The organism is Limnochordia bacterium, assembly GCA_023230925.1.
GTDB lineage: Bacteria > Bacillota > Limnochordia > DUMW01 > DUMW01 > JALNWK01.
Window position 1 is genome coordinate 1 of the sequence record JALNWK010000057.1, and the last position, 17,815, is coordinate 17,815.

Consider the following 17,815-nt stretch of genomic DNA (forward strand, 5'->3'; position numbering starts at 1 on the left):
CTCCCATACCTTACTTTTTATGTTCCACAATCTAGTTTGGCCATGATTTGCTTTCTGGCGTACATTTCTTTACCCACTAATCAATTGCCAGACTGCAGAACCAAGCACATCGCAAATAGCTCTCATATCTTTGTCAGCTGTTGTCGTAGTGGTCTTGTGCTATGCATGTGCTGTTGGTGGTCAGACGACGATTTCGTTTTGGCACGGATATAGTGAGCTTGAGACTGTGGTGCTAGAAGAGCAGCTAATTCCCTTATTTGAAGCAGCCAATCCTGGTATTAGGGTTGAAGCAGTACGTTTAGGGTATGATGAACTGCGGGATAAGATCGTGGCTACAGCTGCCATTGGAAGTGGTCCCGATGTGATTCGTATGGACATTATTTGGAGCCCAAGTTTTGCCGCGGCTGGTTTGTTGGAGCCCCTTGACCATTACGCTGGGTTTCAAGTTATTCTGGATGAGGTCTACCCCGGTCCTCTTTCTACAAATTACCTCGATGGCAAGTACTATGGGTTACCTCTAACAACAAACACACAGATCTACATCTATGATGTGCATGCGTTCGAGGCCGCAGGAGTGACACCCCCGCAGACCTTTGCGGATTTTGAAACTGTTTCCCGGCGCATGACGCAACGGGATGGAGGAGTTGTCACCCGCTACGGATACGATATGGGTGGTCCATGGGCATGGTACTTACTTTCATGGATTTGGAGCAATGGTGGTGATGTGACCGACCCCGAGATAACAACTGCATCGGGATATCTTGATGGAGGGGCGACGGTAGAGGCACTGACTATGATTAGCGAATGGGCCCTTGAGGGGCTTCTAGCACCTAACATATTCGGTGAGGGTTTTGATCAGTGGGGAAGTTTTGTGAACGGTAAGGTTGCCGCAAGACAAGATGGCCCTTGGTTTGCGCGATGGCTGGAGGAGGAAAACCCGAATTTCAAGGCCGGGTATACGGTGATGCCAGTTGGTCGCGGTGGTGTGTCTTGCTCTGTAGTTGGGGGGGAGAACATCGCCCTAACCAGTGGCTCAAAATCCAAGGATGAGGCGTGGAAGTTCATTTGTTTTATGCTCTCGGAAGAAGCCCAAGGCATTATGGCGGCCAACGGACAGGTTCCAGTGATTCGTTCAGCTGTGGATATTCCTGAATTCCAGGCAAGTGACTACTATCCGGTTTATCTAGAGCAATTGCTTACTGCTAAAGCCCGGACCCCTCACCCTCGCTACAGTGAAATTGAACAGATTATGCAGGATGCCTTCTGGAACACTGTCACAGGGGAGACTAATGCTCGAAACGCGCTATCTGAGGCCGTGCGTTTGATCAATCCTGTGCTTGAATAAGTTACATGGCTTAGATTGGTAAGTCTGTCTGGTTAGTTTCTATGATGTTGGAATCCAGATCCAACGATGGAGGGGTCCGTATTCAGACGGGCCCTTCCCGGAAAGAAGAGCATTTTGGCTGGAACAAGAGGTTTGGTTGTTAATGGCCTTCCGTCCTTGTATCATGGACTTCAGCACTACTAAACCGAGAAAAAATGGAGGAGTGGGCAACAGGATTGAGTAGCATCGAGGTTATTAGGAAGCACGAGATGACTTTCTACTTCGGCAAAACACAAAGAAGGATGTTCTCTGGGAATTCCATGCAGATACCAATATCCTGGGAAGTTGAGAAGCGACTACATTGCGAAGTGGGCTCATCCTTAAAGACTATGGAGACAGTATCTTCATGACTTCCCCAAACCCCGGATATGAACTGACTTCGTAGACCGGAAACATCTGATGCTTGCTTAGTCTATAACTAACATATATGTTGTTCGTTGTCCCGGCAGGACGGGTATCCCGGGGGTATAGCAGACTGTAGAACCAGATCTAGAGAAGTTGTTCAGCAGGGAGACTTCTAGTAAAGACCACTACGCTTGTTTCTTCGTTTGCCGCGGACAGATGTATGAACCTCGCCTCAAAGGCTACACCCTTCGACTGAAAAGTGTAGCCCGTCAGTGCTCACTCTTACTCACCCGTGGTTATCGTTCTATTTTGGCAACTCGCACACTCTCCCAGTAGACATCTCCTGAATGACCGGCCCCATGGAAATATCGGCTGATAGCATAGTCTAGTTGTCTAGCAGGCGGCAGATTCTCAAAGGCTTCTCTCTCCTTGATCAAAACATGATCAATATAGACATCCGCTGTTCTCGCGGCCAAATGAAAGACTAACGTAATAGTAGATGGAAGAAACCTGCCGGTGCTCGACTGCGTTATAATCCTCTCCTCACCAACGTAAAGGGGCGATTAGGCCAGATCATTCCACAGATATGCACCTATGTGTATCGAATCCTTTCTGCAAATCGTGGATTCGAACAAGATATCATTATTTCTATTTGAAACGGTAAAACTCGGCATTACCAAGTGAAGGTGTTCTTTGCCCGAGTCAGTACCCGCCAGAGCATGGCCCCGTCTTCTCGAGCAAGTCCATCCAGATAAAGCACAATCCGTTCATAGGGTCGCAGCCGTACACTCTCTCCGTCTCCATCTTAGGCATGAGAAACGACAAAGAATAGTTATCATAGTATACTACAGTAACGAATTATTGCCTTAATTAGTGCAATATAACGCGTCGAAGGCCACAATGTAGATTGGTTTGGGGGACAGCGAAAGACTAGTCCTATCAGGTCGTCCGTAGGTCGACGGTAATGGGAATCCGTCCATAAATGTCCTTCTTCGTTAGCCGGAATCTTGACTTGAACCGGGGTAATGATTGTTAGACGCAGGGGCAAGTCAATGTTATACTAGGCGGGAGGGTATTCCCGTTATCCATACTGGCAACGAACAATGAACAAGGAGAAGAAGCCAGCTTCTTAGTTCTTGTTTAATACATAAGATCACTAGGAGGTAATGATGTGGGTGACTTCAAGGTAGTTGGGGATCATTTCGTAGTTGATGGAGAGCAGATTCAGATTATATCCGGGGCTATCCATTATTTTCGCGTTGTGCCTGAGTATTGGAAAGACCGGCTTCTAAAACTGAAAGCCTGTGGTTTCAATACTGTTGAAACTTACGTGTCATGGAACCTACATGAGCCACAACCAGGTCAATTTTGCTTCGAAGGTGGTCTGGACATTGAACAGTTTGTCAAAGAAGCTGGAGAACTAGGGCTTTACGTAATCGTACGTCCAGGACCGTATATCTGTGCTGAATGGGAGTTTGGTGGCCTACCGGCCTGGTTGCTGGCAGATCCGAAGATGAGGGTCAGATGTAAGTACGAGCCGTATCTCAAAGCTGTAGATAGGTTCTTTGATGCTTTATTGCCGAGATTGGTTCCCCTTCAGTATTCCCAAGGTGGACCCATTATTGCTATGCAAGTGGAAAACGAATATGGCAGTTTTGGAAATGATGCAGGGTATCTAAGGTATCTCAAGGATGGAATGCGTGCTAGGGGTGTGGATGTTCTCTTATTTACATCCGATGGACCGTCCGATGCCATGCTTCAGGGGGGAACCTTACCAGATGTTCTGAAGATCGCCAACTTTGGTTCCAGGACCGAAGAAGCCTTTCGGAAGCTTCGGGAATACCAGCCCGAGGGCCCCTTAATGTGCGGTGAATTCTGGAACGGTTGGTTTGACCATTGGGGTGAAGAGCATAAGACTAGAAGTGCCGAAGATGCTGCCCAGGAGCTAGATACAATGCTAAAAATGGGAGCGTCGGTCAATGTCTTTATGTTCCATGGTGGTACAAACTTCGGCTTTCTTAATGGAGCTAACCATGGAAACGGCTATGAGCCAACAATAACCAGCTATGACTATGATGCACCCTTAAGTGAGGCAGGGGATCTTACGCCAAAGTATTGGGCCTTTAGGGAGGTCGTCGGGAAGTACACAAAGCTGCCAAAAATAGAGTTTCCTGAAGTGGCTCCGAAGCTTGCGTTAGGAGAGGTGAGGCTTGAGGAGTCCGTTGGGCTGTTCCCGTCTTTGGACAGACTTAGCGAACCGGTATCCGGTACTGTCCCACTTCCCATGGAGGAGGTTGGTCAGAACTATGGGTTCATTCTTTACCGCACCCATGTGACCGGACCCAGACCCCGGATGGATGTGATAGTCCAAGAACTCCGGGATCGGGCCCAGGTTTTCCTCAATGGCGCTTCCGTTGGTACCCTAGAACGGTGGAACAAGGAGAAAAAGGTATCCGTGGCTATTCCCAGGGAGGGGGCTACGCTAGATCTTCTGGTGGAAAATATGGGACGAGTCAACTACGGAAGATACCTACTGGACCGCAAAGGCATCACCGAAGGCGTGCTTTTAGGTTACCAGTTCCTCTTTGACTGGACCATGTTTCCCTTGCCCCTAGACGATCTCTCCAGACTATCCTTTGATCAGGGGATGTGCCAGGCAGGCCCAGCCTTTTACCGGGGTCAGTTTAGCGTTGATGAACCTCAGGATACATTTCTAGCATTGGATGGTTGGACGAAGGGTGTTTGCTTTATTAACGGGTTTAACTTGGGCAGGTACTGGAATAGAGGGCCGCAGAGGACCCTTTACGTGCCAGGTCCCATTCTTAAGAAGGGCACCAACGAAGTCATTGTTTTTGAACTCCATGGTATGGCAGCTCCCGTTGTGGAGTTTAGGGATCAACCTGACTTAGGGTAAGGTTTAGCTCCATGTTGGCCCTAAGGTAGGGCCAACATGGGTACTGTCCGAAGCGAACGTCCTTCCAGATGAAAGTACATACTTAGATTGTGCCATGAATTGCCCACTCCGATGCCAAGGCCTGTTATCCGCAGAAACGTTTACTGACAGTTACCATGAATATAAGCAAGATGTAGTTTAAGAAGGATTCAGCCACTAAGTACCGAATTATTACATTAGAAGATATGTATGCGAGACGTATACATAAAACAGTACGGGCTTAATCAGGGCATGTGACCTGAAGTTGCTTTCCAAGAGGTAATATCCGAAGGGTTTGGCCAGTCCATTACTCGAAATTACTAAGTCAAGGGGGTTACCAATGCATTACAGAAGGATTTGCCTAACACTGATGTTGTGTGGATTGTTGTTGACGTTCGGACCTTTTGTGAATGCTAAAGAGGTTGTATATGGAGATGCTCCTATACTAGAAGATGCCCCTTGTGAGGTCACAATTACGCTAGACCAAAGGGGGATTATTGGCGAGGATCGGCAGACGAAGCTATTTGGTGGGGCAAGTAGGTATTTGCCTACCGGGGTATACAAGAAACCGGACGAACCACTCGTGATCACCGTAAGCGATACGGATCAGAAGACTTATCCTCAGGTGGTCATATCAGATCCTATTCTTAGTCATTACGTGGACGGCAACAAAGACGGGATTCAGCTAAAGAAAGGAAGAAATGTGATCTCTGTTCCCGGAGGCGGAGTTGTACACCTGATCAACGAGAGTCCAAAAACAAGTAATCCCCCGAAGGTTACCATCGAAGGCGGTTATCGGTTTACTTACTTCGTCTTAGGGGAACACAGTATCGAAAACTGGCGGGAAATGCTTGTCAAGTACAAGGATATACCTGCGATTGAACTGGTTGGTGAGCGGGTCTTTATTACTGCTAGCTATGATACGGCTAAAGACATCGATGACCCGGTTCAGTTGCTTAAGTATATTGATGAGGCCATAGAAGTGGAAAACCGGGTTTCGGGGCTAGATGATTGTAGCGTGGATCCCCTGCACAGGCCAAGTCAGTACCGTCAACATATGCGAGAGAATAACTCTCCGGGGACATATATGTATATGTTCACCAACCATACAGGATACAATTCCGATGCTCTAAAAACCATCCTCAATACCCACCACTTTACGAAAAATGGCTGGGGCCCTTGGCATGAATTTGGGCATACCTATCAGCAGCATCCCTGGAGATGGGACGGTTTAGGGGAAGTAACCGTTAACATATACTCACTTAGTGTTGAACGGCATTTTGGCAATAACAGCAGGTTGGAGAAAGAAGGGCGATATGAGAGTGCCTTTGCGTATTTCAACCAACCATACAGGAATTACAATGGGATTGACGATGTATTTGTGAAGCTGGTTATGTTCTGGCAGCTGGATTTAGCCTTTGGGGAAGAATTTTACCCAATGTTGCATCGGGTCTATCGGGAAGTACCGGAGGCTGAGCAACCAAAAACCGATAATGAGAAAATACAGCAATTCATTATCAGTGCTTCAGAAGTGGCAAACTGTAACCTGACACCTTTCTTTGAGATGTGGGGACTTTCTCCCACACGGGAAACTAAGAAGCGGATCTCTCAGCTGCCGGATCTGACAGAGCCGATCTGGCGGTTGACCGATGCAGGCTATGTTTTTCCTCCGGTCTACCTACGGGCTGAAGATGTTTTGGGTTCCTTAGGCTCATTAGCTGGAGCGACGCTCACCGACGCGACCCCGATTCGGGTTGAGGCACCGGATATACTTGTAGCAGGTGTCGAGGTTGCTGTTGATGGGAAAATCGTCTATCAAGGAGAAAGTGTTCCCACTGATCTGGTGCTCAGACCATCTGAGTTTGAACAGGGCAATCGAAGCATTTCAGTGGTGGTAAGCGATGATCGGGATAGACGCTACACATATACAACTAGTTTCAAGGTGGAACACTTCGATTTGGTGGCGCCTCGGGGAGCGGAACAGGAAGCAAAACGCTTAAGCGGTGGAATCACCGTTGAAGTTGAACCTGTGATTCCTGCTGATGATTTCATTGATGTAAGTGGACGGTTAAAGCGAGTTGTTGTCAGGCTTGATGAATCAGAACCCCCTGCGGATTCTTCCTTGGAGGATACTCTGTTTTCAGCCACGTTGCTACCATTGAGTTATTCCATAAACACTCTTCGATTTGAAGATGGCGCGTATGATTTGATTATCAGTGCTAAGACAAGGGGCGGGGTTACATCCGAACTAACAGAGCGAGTAGTAATCAAGAACTGGGAGGTACTGGAGGATGAGATCCTTCCACCCAAGGCCCTTGGCTGGTTCGGTATCAGGGACTCCCTCAAAACTGTGGGAGAACCCAAAGGATGGGTATACGCGAGTGATGATGCGGAGCTGTTTTTCGGTGATGGGGATCGGATTATGCGGGGCCAAGCCAGTGTGGAGCCGCTGACATGGCGAATACCTAACCTCTATCAATATGTACTGACGATCTATGCTAAGGAAACAGAAATCAGGGATGATGTAATTGTTGAGGTTTCCTCGGACGGAGTGTCTTGGATCGAGGTGCCCTACGAGATCCACGTAGTCTACCCGGAGGGCTCCCTTGATTTTTCATGGGTGAAAATGGACCTGAATGGTCTTGCCCCGAAGGACATCGGTGCACAGCTGTTACGGGTTATGTTTACGGGTCGTAGCATTCCTCCAGGAGACCTTCAGCTTGGTCATGTATATCTAGCTGGTGTAAGCAACCCAGCTAGTTTACAGCTGCTTCCTTACTAGGACGGGCGATTAGAGATAACCTAATTTCTCGTGAACCCACTCAGGATGCGTGCCATTCTGGGTGGGTTTTTCCGTATCCTCGGTTAGGGTTGACGGCGCGATGTAGATAACTGTGCCCTTATTCTAGGTAATTCTGGTATACTGGAACTAAGTCAGACTAACGTATTGTGCTGGTCGCAGATGTGTGAGGAGGTGTTGGTTATATGCTGTGGCCCAAAGTAAAGGTAGTCCAGACTTGATCGAAGACTACAGGAACATATTCAGTTGGCGAGGAGGCTCTTCCTTATTATGTTCCAGACCCAAAGGACTATGATTTAGATCATTTGCCCGGCCGGGAACTCCGGTACGGTGAGGATGAAAATGTATGCCGGTGCACTCCGATTGGGCGGTAAACAAAATAGTAGAGGGCTCGGGAAGAAGTGAGAGGCACACTTTCAATTTCATGTATTGCAGTCTAGCGGTTATGCTGTATAATAGTTTATCGTAACCGAGAGACTTCGGTGATCCCTGATGGCTCGCAACCCGATGAATTACCGGACAAGCAAAATGCGGGAAGAACTAGGAACAGGGAAAATACATTATTTCTAGTTGGGGGGCGACAGCGATAGCTGAGAATGTAATTGTCCGCTTTGAAAATGTCACCAAGCAGTATGATGACGATCCCGCCGTGTTGGAGGATGTCAGTTTTGAGCTGGAGAGGGGCAAGTTTTATACGTTGCTTGGTCCTTCTGGTTGTGGCAAAACCACAATCATCCGTCTGATTGCAGGGTTCACAGAACCTACGAAGGGTAAGATCTATCTCCAAGGGCAGGAGATTCGGACGATTTCTCCGCGTCAGCGCAAAGTAAATACCGTGTTTCAGGATTATGCACTTTTTCCTCATCTTAATGTGTTTGAAAACGTGGCCTTTGGTCTGCGGGTGCGACGTATGAGCAACGAAGTGATTAAGACGAAGGTGCAGGAAGTGCTACGTTTTGTTAACCTATCGGGGCTTGAGAACCGTGAGATCGCTGGACTGTCTGGTGGGCAACAGCAACGGGTGGCCATCGCTCGGGCTATTGTCAATGAGCCTGAAGTGTTGCTACTGGATGAACCGTTGTCGGCGCTCGATCTAAAACTTCGTTCCGAGATGCAGTATGAGCTAAGGGAGTTGCAGCGTCGTCTAGGCATCACCTTTGTATTTGTAACGCATGATCAGGAAGAAGCCTTGGCATTATCTGATGAGATTTTTGTGTTGAATAATGGTCGGATCCAGCAAAGCGGAACACCTACCGATATCTACGATGAGCCAATAAACAGGTTTGTGGCTGACTTTATTGGGGAATCGAATATTGTTGCAGGGACAATGATTCGAGATTACTTGGTGGGGTTTGTTGGCCATCAATTTGAATGTGTGGACCGAGGTTTCCATGCTAATGAACCGGTTGAGATCGTCATTCGCCCAGAGGATCTTGAACTTACTACTAAGGATGCTGGAAAACTGAAAGTCCGTGTAGATTCTCAGCTATTTAGGGGTGTACACTATGAGATCTGCTGCTATGACGAGGAAGGAAATGAATGGCTTGTTCATTCCACAAAAAAGGCAGCGGTAGGGGATGAGATCGGACTAGACTTTTGGCCTGAGGATATTCATGTGATGCGGATCGGTGAGACTGAGGCCGAATTCGATCGAAGGCTGGAGTCCTACGGGGAGATGCGCCATGGATAAGCGGACCCGGAATATATATCTAATTCCCTATGTTGTGTGGATCGTCTTATTTGTGATCGTGCCCATTGTGCTGGTGGGATACTACTCCCTATTTGATATCGAAGGGGCATTGACTATTGAGAACTATAAGCGGTTCTTCTCGCCGATCTACCTGAGCATGGCCCTTCGCTCCTTTTGGTATGCGTTTTTGGTAACGGCGTTTTCGCTGCTTATTGCTTATCCAACGTCATACTTGCTTACTAAAACCAAGCATAAACAGCTGTGGCTGTTGTTAATTGTGATGCCCTCTTGGATGAACTTGCTACTAAAGACCTATGCCTTCATTGGGCTTTTGGGTACCTATGGTCCGGTTAACTCATTTCTAGAAGTCATTGGAATTGGTGCCAGGCAGATTCTGTTTACAGACTTTAGTTTCATTTTTGTGGCGGTATATATTTTCATTCCCTTTATGATCCTCCCGATCTTCGGCGCGTTAGAGGAGTTGGATCCCTCGTTGGTGGCAGCGGCATATGACTTAGGTGCATCCCCCTGGACCACCTTTCGCAAAGTGATCTTTCCATTGACTATTAGTGGGGTGCAGTCGGGATGTCAGGCGGTATTTATTCCGTCGTTATCCCTGTTTATGATTACCCGGCTAATTGCAGGAAATCGGGTGATTACCTTAGGAACTGCCATTGAACAGCACTTTTTGGTGACACAGGATTGGGGGATGGGATCCGCTCTTGCCATCGTCTTGATCATCGCCATGGGGCTAACAATGTTGCTTACAACAGGTAGAAAGCGGGTGAGCTCAGGTGGGTAAGAGGTTCAAATTGTCTACGATCTATCTTGTGTGTGTGTTTGCGATCCTTTATGCACCTATCTTGTACCTTGCTTATTACTCATTTAACAGTGGGGGTACCATGTATCATTTTGATGAGTTCACCCTGGATTGGTACCGGGAGGTATTTCAGGATACCCGCCTACTGGTGATACTGTTAAACACCCTGACCATTGCCTTGTTATCTGCGGCGATCTCCACAATTATTGGTGTTGCCGGGGCCATTGCCATTCATAATGTGAAGCGTAGAGAGTTTCGTAACGCTCTCCTGACCTTAAATAATGTGATGATTGTCAGTCCAGATGTGATCATTGGTGCATCGTTTTTGATTCTGTTTGCGATGATTGGCATGCAACTGGGGTTTGCCTCCGTCCTCATTGCACACATCGCCTTTAGTGTACCCATTGTGGTTTTGATGGTTCTACCCAAATTACAGGAGATGAGTCCCTCGTTGATCGATGCTGCCCTAGATTTGGGCGCAACCCGACGGGATGTTCTGACCAGGGTAGTCATCCCCTATATTACCCCAGGGATCATGGCTGGTTTTTTCATGGCCTTGACCTATTCCCTGGATGATTTTGCGGTGACCTTTTTTGTGACTGGAAGTGGTTTTTCCACGCTGTCTGTGGAGATTTACTCCATGGCCAGAAGGGGCATCTCCCTGACGATCAATGCCCTATCTACACTGGTATTTTTGGTTACCTTAGCTTTGGTGATCGGTTACTATGCTATTAGTAAGCAGGCGGGTAGACCCAATAAGGTGGAGGTGAGCAAATGAAGAAGGTTGTTCAGATGTTTGCCACGGTGCTTATCGCGGCTGTTGTCTTGATCTATATCACTGCACGTCTTAATTCGATGCAGGGCTACTCCGGTGGCAATATCCTCACGATCTACAACTGGGGTGATTATATAGAGCCGGAGCTTATCATTGCCTTTGAAGAGGAGTCGGGCGTTAAAGTGATTTACGAGACCTTCGAGTCCAATGAGGCGATGCTGACTAAGATCTCCCATGGGGGTAACGCCTTTGATATCGTGATCCCGTCGGATTATGCGATTAACAAAATGAAGGAGCAAGGGCTATTGATTCCCTTGGATCATGACAAGATTCCTAACCTGGAGTACATCGATCCGCGGTTTTTGGATCTTCCCTTTGATGAGAACAATGAGTACTCCATCCCGTATTTCTGGGGTACGTTGGGAATTGTCTATAACTCGGAGATGCTTGGCGGCCGTGTGCTAGAAAGCTGGAACGATCTGTGGGATGAATCACTGCGAAACCAAATCCTCCTAGTGGATAGTGCCCGGGAGGTCATCGGGATTGGCCTGAACAGCCTAGGTTATTCCCTAAACGATACCGATGTGGACCACCTACAGGAAGCCCAGCGCCGACTATTTGAACTGGTACCCAATGTGAAAGCCATTGTGGGCGATGAGATCAAAATGCTACTAGCCAATGAGGAAGCGGCGATTGGGGTTGTCTGGTCCGGGGATGCGTCTGTGATTATTGACGAAAACCCGAAATTGGACTATGTCATTCCCACGGAGGGTACCAATGTGTGGTTTGATAACATCGTGATTCCCACCACCGCCAAAAACGTAGAGGCAGCCCATATGTTCATTAACTTCATCCTCGATCCGGAGATTTCCGCTGTGAACACTGAGTATGTGGGTTACTCTACGCCAAATCAAGGGGCATTAGACTACCTACCAGAGGAAATCGTAGAGGATGAAAGGTTTTATCCTAGCCCTGAGATCACTGATACCCTGGAAGTATACGAAAACCTCAGTAGGCGGATGACCGCCTACTATAACGAGTTGTTCCTTGAATTTAAGATGCATCGGAAGTAACAGTCTGGCTGGGGCTATTAATCCAAGATAGCCCCGGCCAATTCCTTTTGTAACAGCACTTGTCCGTCCTTGACCACCCGCATACTATCTCCGGATATTTCATCAATAAGTAGGGGATGGCCGTCGACCTCACCAAACTCGTACTTGATATCGATTAACTCAAGGCCCTTACGGGCAAGGTCTTTTTTAAGTAGGGCGGTGACGGTTCGGGCAGTCTTCTTCATATACTGCACTTCCTCGTCAGTGACAATGTTCAGTGCCACTAGAGCATCATCGGTGATTAGTGGGTCTCCTCGTTCATCGTCCTTTATGGTAAATTCAACCAGCGATGGTAGCGGTGTACCTTCGGTTACATGCTTCCCGTAGCGACGTACAAAACTACCCCAGGCTTTCTCCCTACAGATTACCTCCAGTTCGTAAGAACGTGCCGATTCGACGATCATGCTGTTTTCTATGGGTCCCACACCAACAAAATGCGTCGGTATTCCGGCATCTTTCAAGAGCTCGAAAAAGTACAACGTGAGACGATATGAGGATTGTCCTTTACCTGCAACTTCTCCGATAACCTCATTTGCACCGGAGTCCACCTTACCAGCGGATCCGGTTACTGCATCTTTGAAATGGAGCATGATTCTGCCGTCATCCATAACAAAGACGTCTTTGGTCTTTCCTACGTATGTTCTCTGCAAAAGTGTTCATCCCCTTAGAATATTACTGCACCACGGGTCGCATATGTGGTCAAGCCAATTTTACCACAGGTGGTTTAAGGAGCCAAGTAGATATTAAGCTAGGTTTGGACGCTGACGCTTAGTTCTTCTTGGGGTAATGCCTGGCCTTGACTAGTATTTCCGAAGTTATTGAGATAAAGACCTCCCATAGGGACTAGGCACTGGTATCACCTAAGTAGTTCTGTGCGAAGCCAGCCAAGATGAGGATAATCATGCTGGAGGATGGTGACTATCCCCATGTCTATACACTGGTTATTGGCCTGTTTATCTTAGGGTTGGGGCACATTCCAAGCTATGTGATCTAACACGATGAAATGAAGATCGTCAATAAAGAGGCCTTTGGACGGTCTGTGGGTAGTCTAACACCTTTTCGGTAAGATTATCAGTGAGTGATTCGCGGGGAATTGATTTTCGCTTAAGTTTAGGGTAAAATATAATAAAATTAGGAAAGGGCAAGGTACTACTAGCGATGAGAATTAGCTAATTCAGCAGAATCAGTTGGATTTGGTCGGGGGTATGGGATACCTCCTTCTTGTGCTGGATTGGCTAGAGATTGTCTACAAATATGGGCGGTGCTTATTGTCTATGTACCTGCCATGGTGATGTCTTTCCGGCACATGTTTAGTGTGAGAGGAGAGACTTTTTTTATGCTTATTTTGGAAGCTTTGAATATAGAAAAGTACTACGGTGACCGACGAATCGTAAAACTAGATGAATTCAAGGTTCATGCCGGAGACAAGATAGGTTTAGTTGGACAGAATGGTTCTGGAAAGACAACGCTGATGAACATACTGGCGAAGGAAATTGTACCTGATGCGGGATTTGTGAAGCATTACTACAACCTGGCCTATATCCGTCAGTTTTCTCTTGAAGATATCAATGCTAGTCCGGAAGCGCTAAGTGAATTTCGTCTGTCTGACAAATTGGATCAGGACATACACAGTGGTGGTGAGAGAACACGGATTAGGATCGCCAACGCCTTTAGTCAAGACCCCATATTGTTACTGGCCGACGAACCTACAGCTAACCTTGATTATCGAGGTATTGAGCTTTTTCAGCAGAAGCTAGCCACGGTGGATTCCTTTATCCTGATTTGTCACGACCGCTCCTTATTGGATAGCCTGTGCAACAGGATTGTTGAGATTAAAGGGGGCAGGCTAAGGTTCTATGATGGGAATTACTCTTTCTACCAAGGGCAGAGGGAAAAGGAGATCCAGTCTGCTCTGGCGGAATACGAGAAATATGAGTCAGATAAGAGAAAACTAGAAAGAGCGATACGGGATAGACAGAGAAAGTCTAAAAGAACCCAGAGACCACCTCGGAGGATGAGTAACTCCGAGGCACGTCTTCACAAGGCCAAGGCTAGTGAGAAACAGGAAAAAATTCACAACGCCGTTGGCAGTCTAAAGGCCCGTCTTGAACGATTAGAGGTTAGAGAAAGACCCAAGGAGCTTCCCGGGATCAAGCTAGACTTCTCTTTAACGGATTCCCCTGGAAACAAGGTGGTGATTTCGGCGGAGGGATTGTCCTTTGCCTTTGGACGCAATAGACTCTTTAGTGATGCCTCATTTAGGGTCTACAATGGTTCGAAAACTGCTCTGTGGGGTGAAAATGGAACAGGAAAGACGACCCTATTGAACTTGATCAACAATCGAGCAAAAGGCATTTCTATCGTACCTAAAGCACGGATTGGCTATTTTCGTCAAGATTTTGAGAATCTAGAGCCTGGCAAATCGGTGCTTGAAAATGTAATGCAGGACGGAATCCAGAAGGAGACTGTGGCCCGGACAATACTAGCAAGGTTACTCATCCAAGGAGACGACGTCTATAAGAGTGTTGGTATGTTAAGTGGTGGGGAAAAGATAAAGGTGTCCTTTGCAAAGCTTTTTGTATCCGATGCTAACGTTCTACTTCTAGATGAACCCACCAACTACCTTGACATGGGATCTGTAGAAGCACTAGAGAGCGTGCTTTGTGATTATGAAGGTACGGTCTTGTTTGTGTCCCATGATCGGACATTTGTGGATAGAGTAGCCGATAAACTGCTGATCTTCGAAGATCAGACGATCAAGGAGTTCGAAGGAAGTATAGACGAATATATGCTAGGTAAAGAAAAAACGGCCTATGACACCGATAGGGAAATGGAAAGGATGGTACGGCAGATGAGAATGGCCGAGCTAGTGGCAAAACTCCAAGAGCCCGGCGCAGATAAGGATGCCCTGGAGGCTGAATACGAACGTCTTATACTTGAGCAAGAATAGGCAATTTACCTGAATTGTTTTCCCTACAGTAAGGACGACCCTCTGCAGTTGTGGGGTTTAACACAGACTGCGATGCGAATCCATATTCTGAATGTTTTCATCGAAGGAGTTATGCAATCTGCTCCGTTGTACGCGGCTCCGCTAAAGGGTGCTTGCTACCATGATCACAGATGTAGTGCAGATAAGAAGCAATCCTAAAGACGCAATAGCGAGGAAGCTCCCAATCGCAGCGACTGTTCGACGCATGGAAGCAGTAGAGCAGAGTATGATCACATGCGGACGACTAGGCTTGATTAGTCGTCCGTACCTTAATTAAGAACTGTGCTGTTATTGTCTGGAAGCACGTCTATAACGGGTGTAGCAGCACAATACCGAGCGTAACCGGTACACGGTGTCTACCGTATGGATGCTGTGGTCAGCTCGCTATAGTAGTTGACCGCAGCACATGCTAAGTCGGGGATGTGGGTAAGGCTCACAAAAGACCCCAGGACGTGCTTAACAGGGGCAGAGTTAAGTTCTATTCATAAGGTCGAGGCTCCTCCTGCGGGACTGCAAACCAGTCTTTGCTAAAGGAACATCCGTGGGTTTGCTTCTCCATAACTACTATTACCTTATCTTAATCAGTCTATCTACCCCAGAATGCCAAGGTGACTAAGTAGTATTCTAATACCCATTCCGATTAAGATGGCGCCACCCGTTAGCTCGGCTTTTGATTTGTACTTGGAACCAAATACAGTCCCGATTTTGACCCCTAGAAGGGAGAACAAGAAGGTTATTACACCAATCAGTAGGACTGCTGGTACTATGTTGACGTTAAGGAATGCAAAGGTGATCCCAACAGCTAAGGCATCGATACTGGTTGCAAGGGACAGGATGATCATGTTCTTAAAATTAAAGGATGCATCCAGTTTTTCATAGGGTTTCTTGGATTCACTAATCATATTGATCCCAATAAGGGAAAGCAAGACGAAGGCGATCCAGTGGTCAACGGACGTGATATAGCTATGGAACTGTGTGCCAAGTAGGTAGCCGAAAAGTGGCATCAAGGCTTGAAAACCACCAAAGAAGAGACCTGTCAAAACCCCGTGTCTATAGTTCATTGTTTGCATTGACAGTCCTTTGCAGATCGCCACAGCGAAAGCATCCATGGATAGTGCAACAGCAATAATAAACAACTCAAGTAGTCCCATTTCCTAGTTCCTCCAACATGCCAGAAGACCAAGAAGTCCTCCGTCGGTCCTCACTAGTATTATCATACATATATTGGATATTATATCACAGAATAAGGGTCAAGCGTCACCGACCTCATGATTCCGGTGAGCGCGGCGGTTTTCGCTCCGGCTTGAATCAGTTCAAGTGGCTCCGGATAATACCTCTTACGTTAAGTAAAATGCTCACGAGCACCGTTGCCAATTTAAAATCGCTGGCGATGTACATTTTACTCGGAAGTAGACTGTACACCGCCAGTATATAACTAGTCCAAGCAGAGCTTCAATGGAGGCTATAGGTTAAGCAAGTCTACTACCTGTTTGCTACGGGAGCTCTCCAAAGCACCAAACAGCATGGCCATACTTTTGATATTGTCTGTGCAATCTGTTTCGGGTGGTGTGCCGGCAATTAATGCTGCAAACATGGCGTCTAGACAACCGAAGTGTCCTTCGCTTCCTTCCCACGTTGCAGGTACTTCAACTTGTTCATAGTTCATGAGAAACTGTTTCTTATCCGTAGGGATCACGACTTCAGCAGTAGGTAGGCGCTCCCCATCCCATATTGCGGTCCCCCTAGATCCAACAAGTCTCCAAGATGATTCCCAAGATGTCGGGTATCCTTGGGCACACCAGCAACCACGGTACGAGAAAACAACGCCATTATCAAATTCAAAGGTACAGACTGCTGCAGCATCACCTTTGTACCAGGAACCATGGGGATTGAATTCATGGCAGTATACCGAAATGGGGTCAGACCCGATAACAAAACGGGCTTGATCAAAGGTATGGATAGCCATATCTAACATCAATGGACTATCCATTGATTCACGAAAGCCTCCGAAATGAGGTGCCAGGAAGAAATCTGCGGTCAGGAAACTCGGATGGCCAATGATATCGCTGTCTACGATATTTCTAAAAGCCCTGATGTTCTTCAAATAGCGTCGGTTTTGCATGACTGCATAGGTTTTACCCGTTTGTTTTGATGTGGCCAGCATTTCCCGCGCCTGTTCCATATTTGTGGCCATCGGCTTTTCACCGAAAACGTTACATCCAGAGCGCAACGCGGTTATTACAACATCTCGATGACTTTCAGGAACTGTAACATCAAAGACTAGATTCGGACTTGTTTCGGCGATGGCAGAATCAAGAGAGCTATGGACTTGGCAATCAAGGTTGTGTCGAGAACGGGTACGACGGGCATTCTCGAGACGAAGATCGACGAGACCTACGATTTCGCAGTCCTGCCTACTCAAAGCATATTCGATCCATTTCTGGGACATGTTTCCACAGCCGACGACTAGTACTCGAAATTGACTCATGGAATTAACCTCCTTTTGCTAAGCTGGGTTTGGTACAAAGTCTCCGCCCCGACACTCTTTCAAGTAATGAAGGGCATGTACTAGTCCCGTCATCTCCAATTCATCCTTGTAGACAGGATCGTGAAACCCCTCAATGTCAATGGTACCCGCATAATTAGCGTGGCGCAGAATTGAGATCAGATCTGTCCAGTTCGAATCCCCAAAACCTGGTGTCCGGTGCCAAACGAATTGTTTTGGTCCATTGATGCCGTATTCACGGATGATGTCCCAGGCTACTGTTGCATCCTTTCCGTGTACGTGGAAGATCCGGTGGACCCATTTCCTGAGCTGGGGTACAGGATCGACGAGATTAACCAGTTGGTTCATCTCCGTAAGTGTTGACCTTTTTCTTGTTTCCCACTGCATCTTTGCTTGATCTTCAGCTGAAAGTATTCTAAATCGTGAAAGCCATATGATTCTCGTTTTATAACCTTGATCTTA

Annotated in this window: 12 protein-coding genes and 1 pseudogene; 8 read left to right on the top strand and 5 right to left on the bottom strand. The window is 47.1% G+C overall.

Features of this window, described 5'->3' with window-relative positions; translation table 11 throughout:
* Positions 1 to 130: 130 nt before the first annotated feature.
* Positions 131 to 1,345, top strand: a complete 1,215-nt coding sequence (locus M0Q40_10810) for an extracellular solute-binding protein (GenBank protein ID MCK9223087.1) — start codon at positions 131 to 133, stop codon at positions 1,343 to 1,345.
* 680 nt (positions 1,346 to 2,025) lie between these two features.
* Here the strand turns inward: M0Q40_10810 and M0Q40_10815 are convergent.
* Complete coding sequence (locus M0Q40_10815; protein MCK9223088.1) at positions 2,026 to 2,205, bottom strand: hypothetical protein; 180 nt, start codon at positions 2,203 to 2,205, stop codon at positions 2,026 to 2,028.
* A gap of 695 nt (positions 2,206 to 2,900) precedes the next feature.
* On the opposite strand from M0Q40_10815, the gene M0Q40_10820 reads away from it, so the two are divergent.
* The 6 genes from M0Q40_10820 (at position 2,901) to M0Q40_10845 (ending at position 11,819) form a co-directional block, all read left to right on the top strand.
* Positions 2,901 to 4,643: a beta-galactosidase gene (locus tag M0Q40_10820; protein MCK9223089.1), complete on the top strand. Its 1,743-nt coding sequence runs from the start codon at positions 2,901 to 2,903 to the stop codon at positions 4,641 to 4,643.
* 358 nt (positions 4,644 to 5,001) lie between these two features.
* On the top strand, positions 5,002 to 7,443 hold the full coding sequence (locus tag M0Q40_10825; protein ID MCK9223090.1) for a M60 family metallopeptidase: 2,442 nt from the start codon (positions 5,002 to 5,004) through the stop codon (positions 7,441 to 7,443).
* Positions 7,444 to 8,047: 604 nt separating this feature from the next.
* Positions 8,048 to 9,151, top strand: a complete 1,104-nt coding sequence (locus M0Q40_10830; GenBank protein ID MCK9223091.1) for an ABC transporter ATP-binding protein — start codon at positions 8,048 to 8,050, stop codon at positions 9,149 to 9,151.
* Positions 9,144 to 9,953, top strand: a complete 810-nt coding sequence (locus tag M0Q40_10835) for an ABC transporter permease (GenBank protein MCK9223092.1) — start codon at positions 9,144 to 9,146, stop codon at positions 9,951 to 9,953. Before M0Q40_10830 ends, M0Q40_10835 begins: the two co-directional genes overlap by 8 nt.
* Positions 9,946 to 10,749, top strand: coding sequence for an ABC transporter permease (locus M0Q40_10840; GenBank protein ID MCK9223093.1), 804 nt, complete (start codon positions 9,946 to 9,948; stop codon positions 10,747 to 10,749). The genes M0Q40_10835 and M0Q40_10840 overlap by 8 nt, the downstream gene beginning before the upstream one ends.
* Complete coding sequence (locus M0Q40_10845) at positions 10,746 to 11,819, top strand: ABC transporter substrate-binding protein (protein MCK9223094.1); 1,074 nt, start codon at positions 10,746 to 10,748, stop codon at positions 11,817 to 11,819. Before M0Q40_10840 ends, M0Q40_10845 begins: the two co-directional genes overlap by 4 nt.
* A gap of 17 nt (positions 11,820 to 11,836) precedes the next feature.
* Here the strand turns inward: M0Q40_10845 and M0Q40_10850 are convergent, their stop codons facing one another.
* Positions 11,837 to 12,508 (bottom strand): phosphoribosylaminoimidazolesuccinocarboxamide synthase, encoded by a 672-nt coding sequence (locus tag M0Q40_10850; protein MCK9223095.1) that lies wholly within the window; start codon positions 12,506 to 12,508, stop codon positions 11,837 to 11,839.
* 686 nt (positions 12,509 to 13,194) lie between these two features.
* Here M0Q40_10850 and abc-f point away from each other — a divergent pair.
* On the top strand, positions 13,195 to 14,808 hold the full coding sequence (gene abc-f / locus M0Q40_10855) for an ABC-F type ribosomal protection protein (protein MCK9223096.1): 1,614 nt from the start codon (positions 13,195 to 13,197) through the stop codon (positions 14,806 to 14,808).
* A 629-nt stretch (positions 14,809 to 15,437) separates the two neighbouring features.
* Here the strand turns inward: abc-f and M0Q40_10860 are convergent.
* The 3 genes and pseudogenes from M0Q40_10860 to M0Q40_10870 form a co-directional block, all read right to left on the bottom strand.
* The gene (locus M0Q40_10860; protein MCK9223097.1) at positions 15,438 to 15,998 is read right to left on the bottom strand and encodes a manganese efflux pump MntP family protein; all 561 of its coding nucleotides are present in this window, start codon (positions 15,996 to 15,998) and stop codon (positions 15,438 to 15,440) included.
* Positions 15,999 to 16,309: 311 nt separating this feature from the next.
* On the bottom strand, positions 16,310 to 17,335 hold the full coding sequence (locus M0Q40_10865; GenBank protein ID MCK9223098.1) for a Gfo/Idh/MocA family oxidoreductase: 1,026 nt from the start codon (positions 17,333 to 17,335) through the stop codon (positions 16,310 to 16,312).
* An 18-nt stretch (positions 17,336 to 17,353) separates the two neighbouring features.
* A pseudogene (locus M0Q40_10870) lies at positions 17,354 to 17,698 on the bottom strand (sugar phosphate isomerase/epimerase).
* Positions 17,699 to 17,815 lie beyond the last annotated feature (117 nt).

Bases quoted from the DNA above. Each gene is read 5' to 3' on its own strand.
- M0Q40_10860 (MCK9223097.1), bottom strand. From the start codon at position 15,998: ATGGGACTACTTGAGTTGTTTATTATTGCTGTTGCACTATCCATGGAT.
- M0Q40_10835 (MCK9223092.1), top strand. From the start codon at position 9,144: ATGGATAAGCGGACCCGGAATATATATCTAATTCCCTATGTTGTGTGG.
- M0Q40_10865 (MCK9223098.1), bottom strand. From the start codon at position 17,335: ATGAGTCAATTTCGAGTACTAGTCGTCGGCTGTGGAAACATGTCCCAG.
- M0Q40_10845 (MCK9223094.1), top strand. From the start codon at position 10,746: ATGAAGAAGGTTGTTCAGATGTTTGCCACGGTGCTTATCGCGGCTGTT.
- M0Q40_10825 (MCK9223090.1), top strand. From the start codon at position 5,002: ATGCATTACAGAAGGATTTGCCTAACACTGATGTTGTGTGGATTGTTG.
- abc-f (MCK9223096.1), top strand. From the start codon at position 13,195: ATGCTTATTTTGGAAGCTTTGAATATAGAAAAGTACTACGGTGACCGA.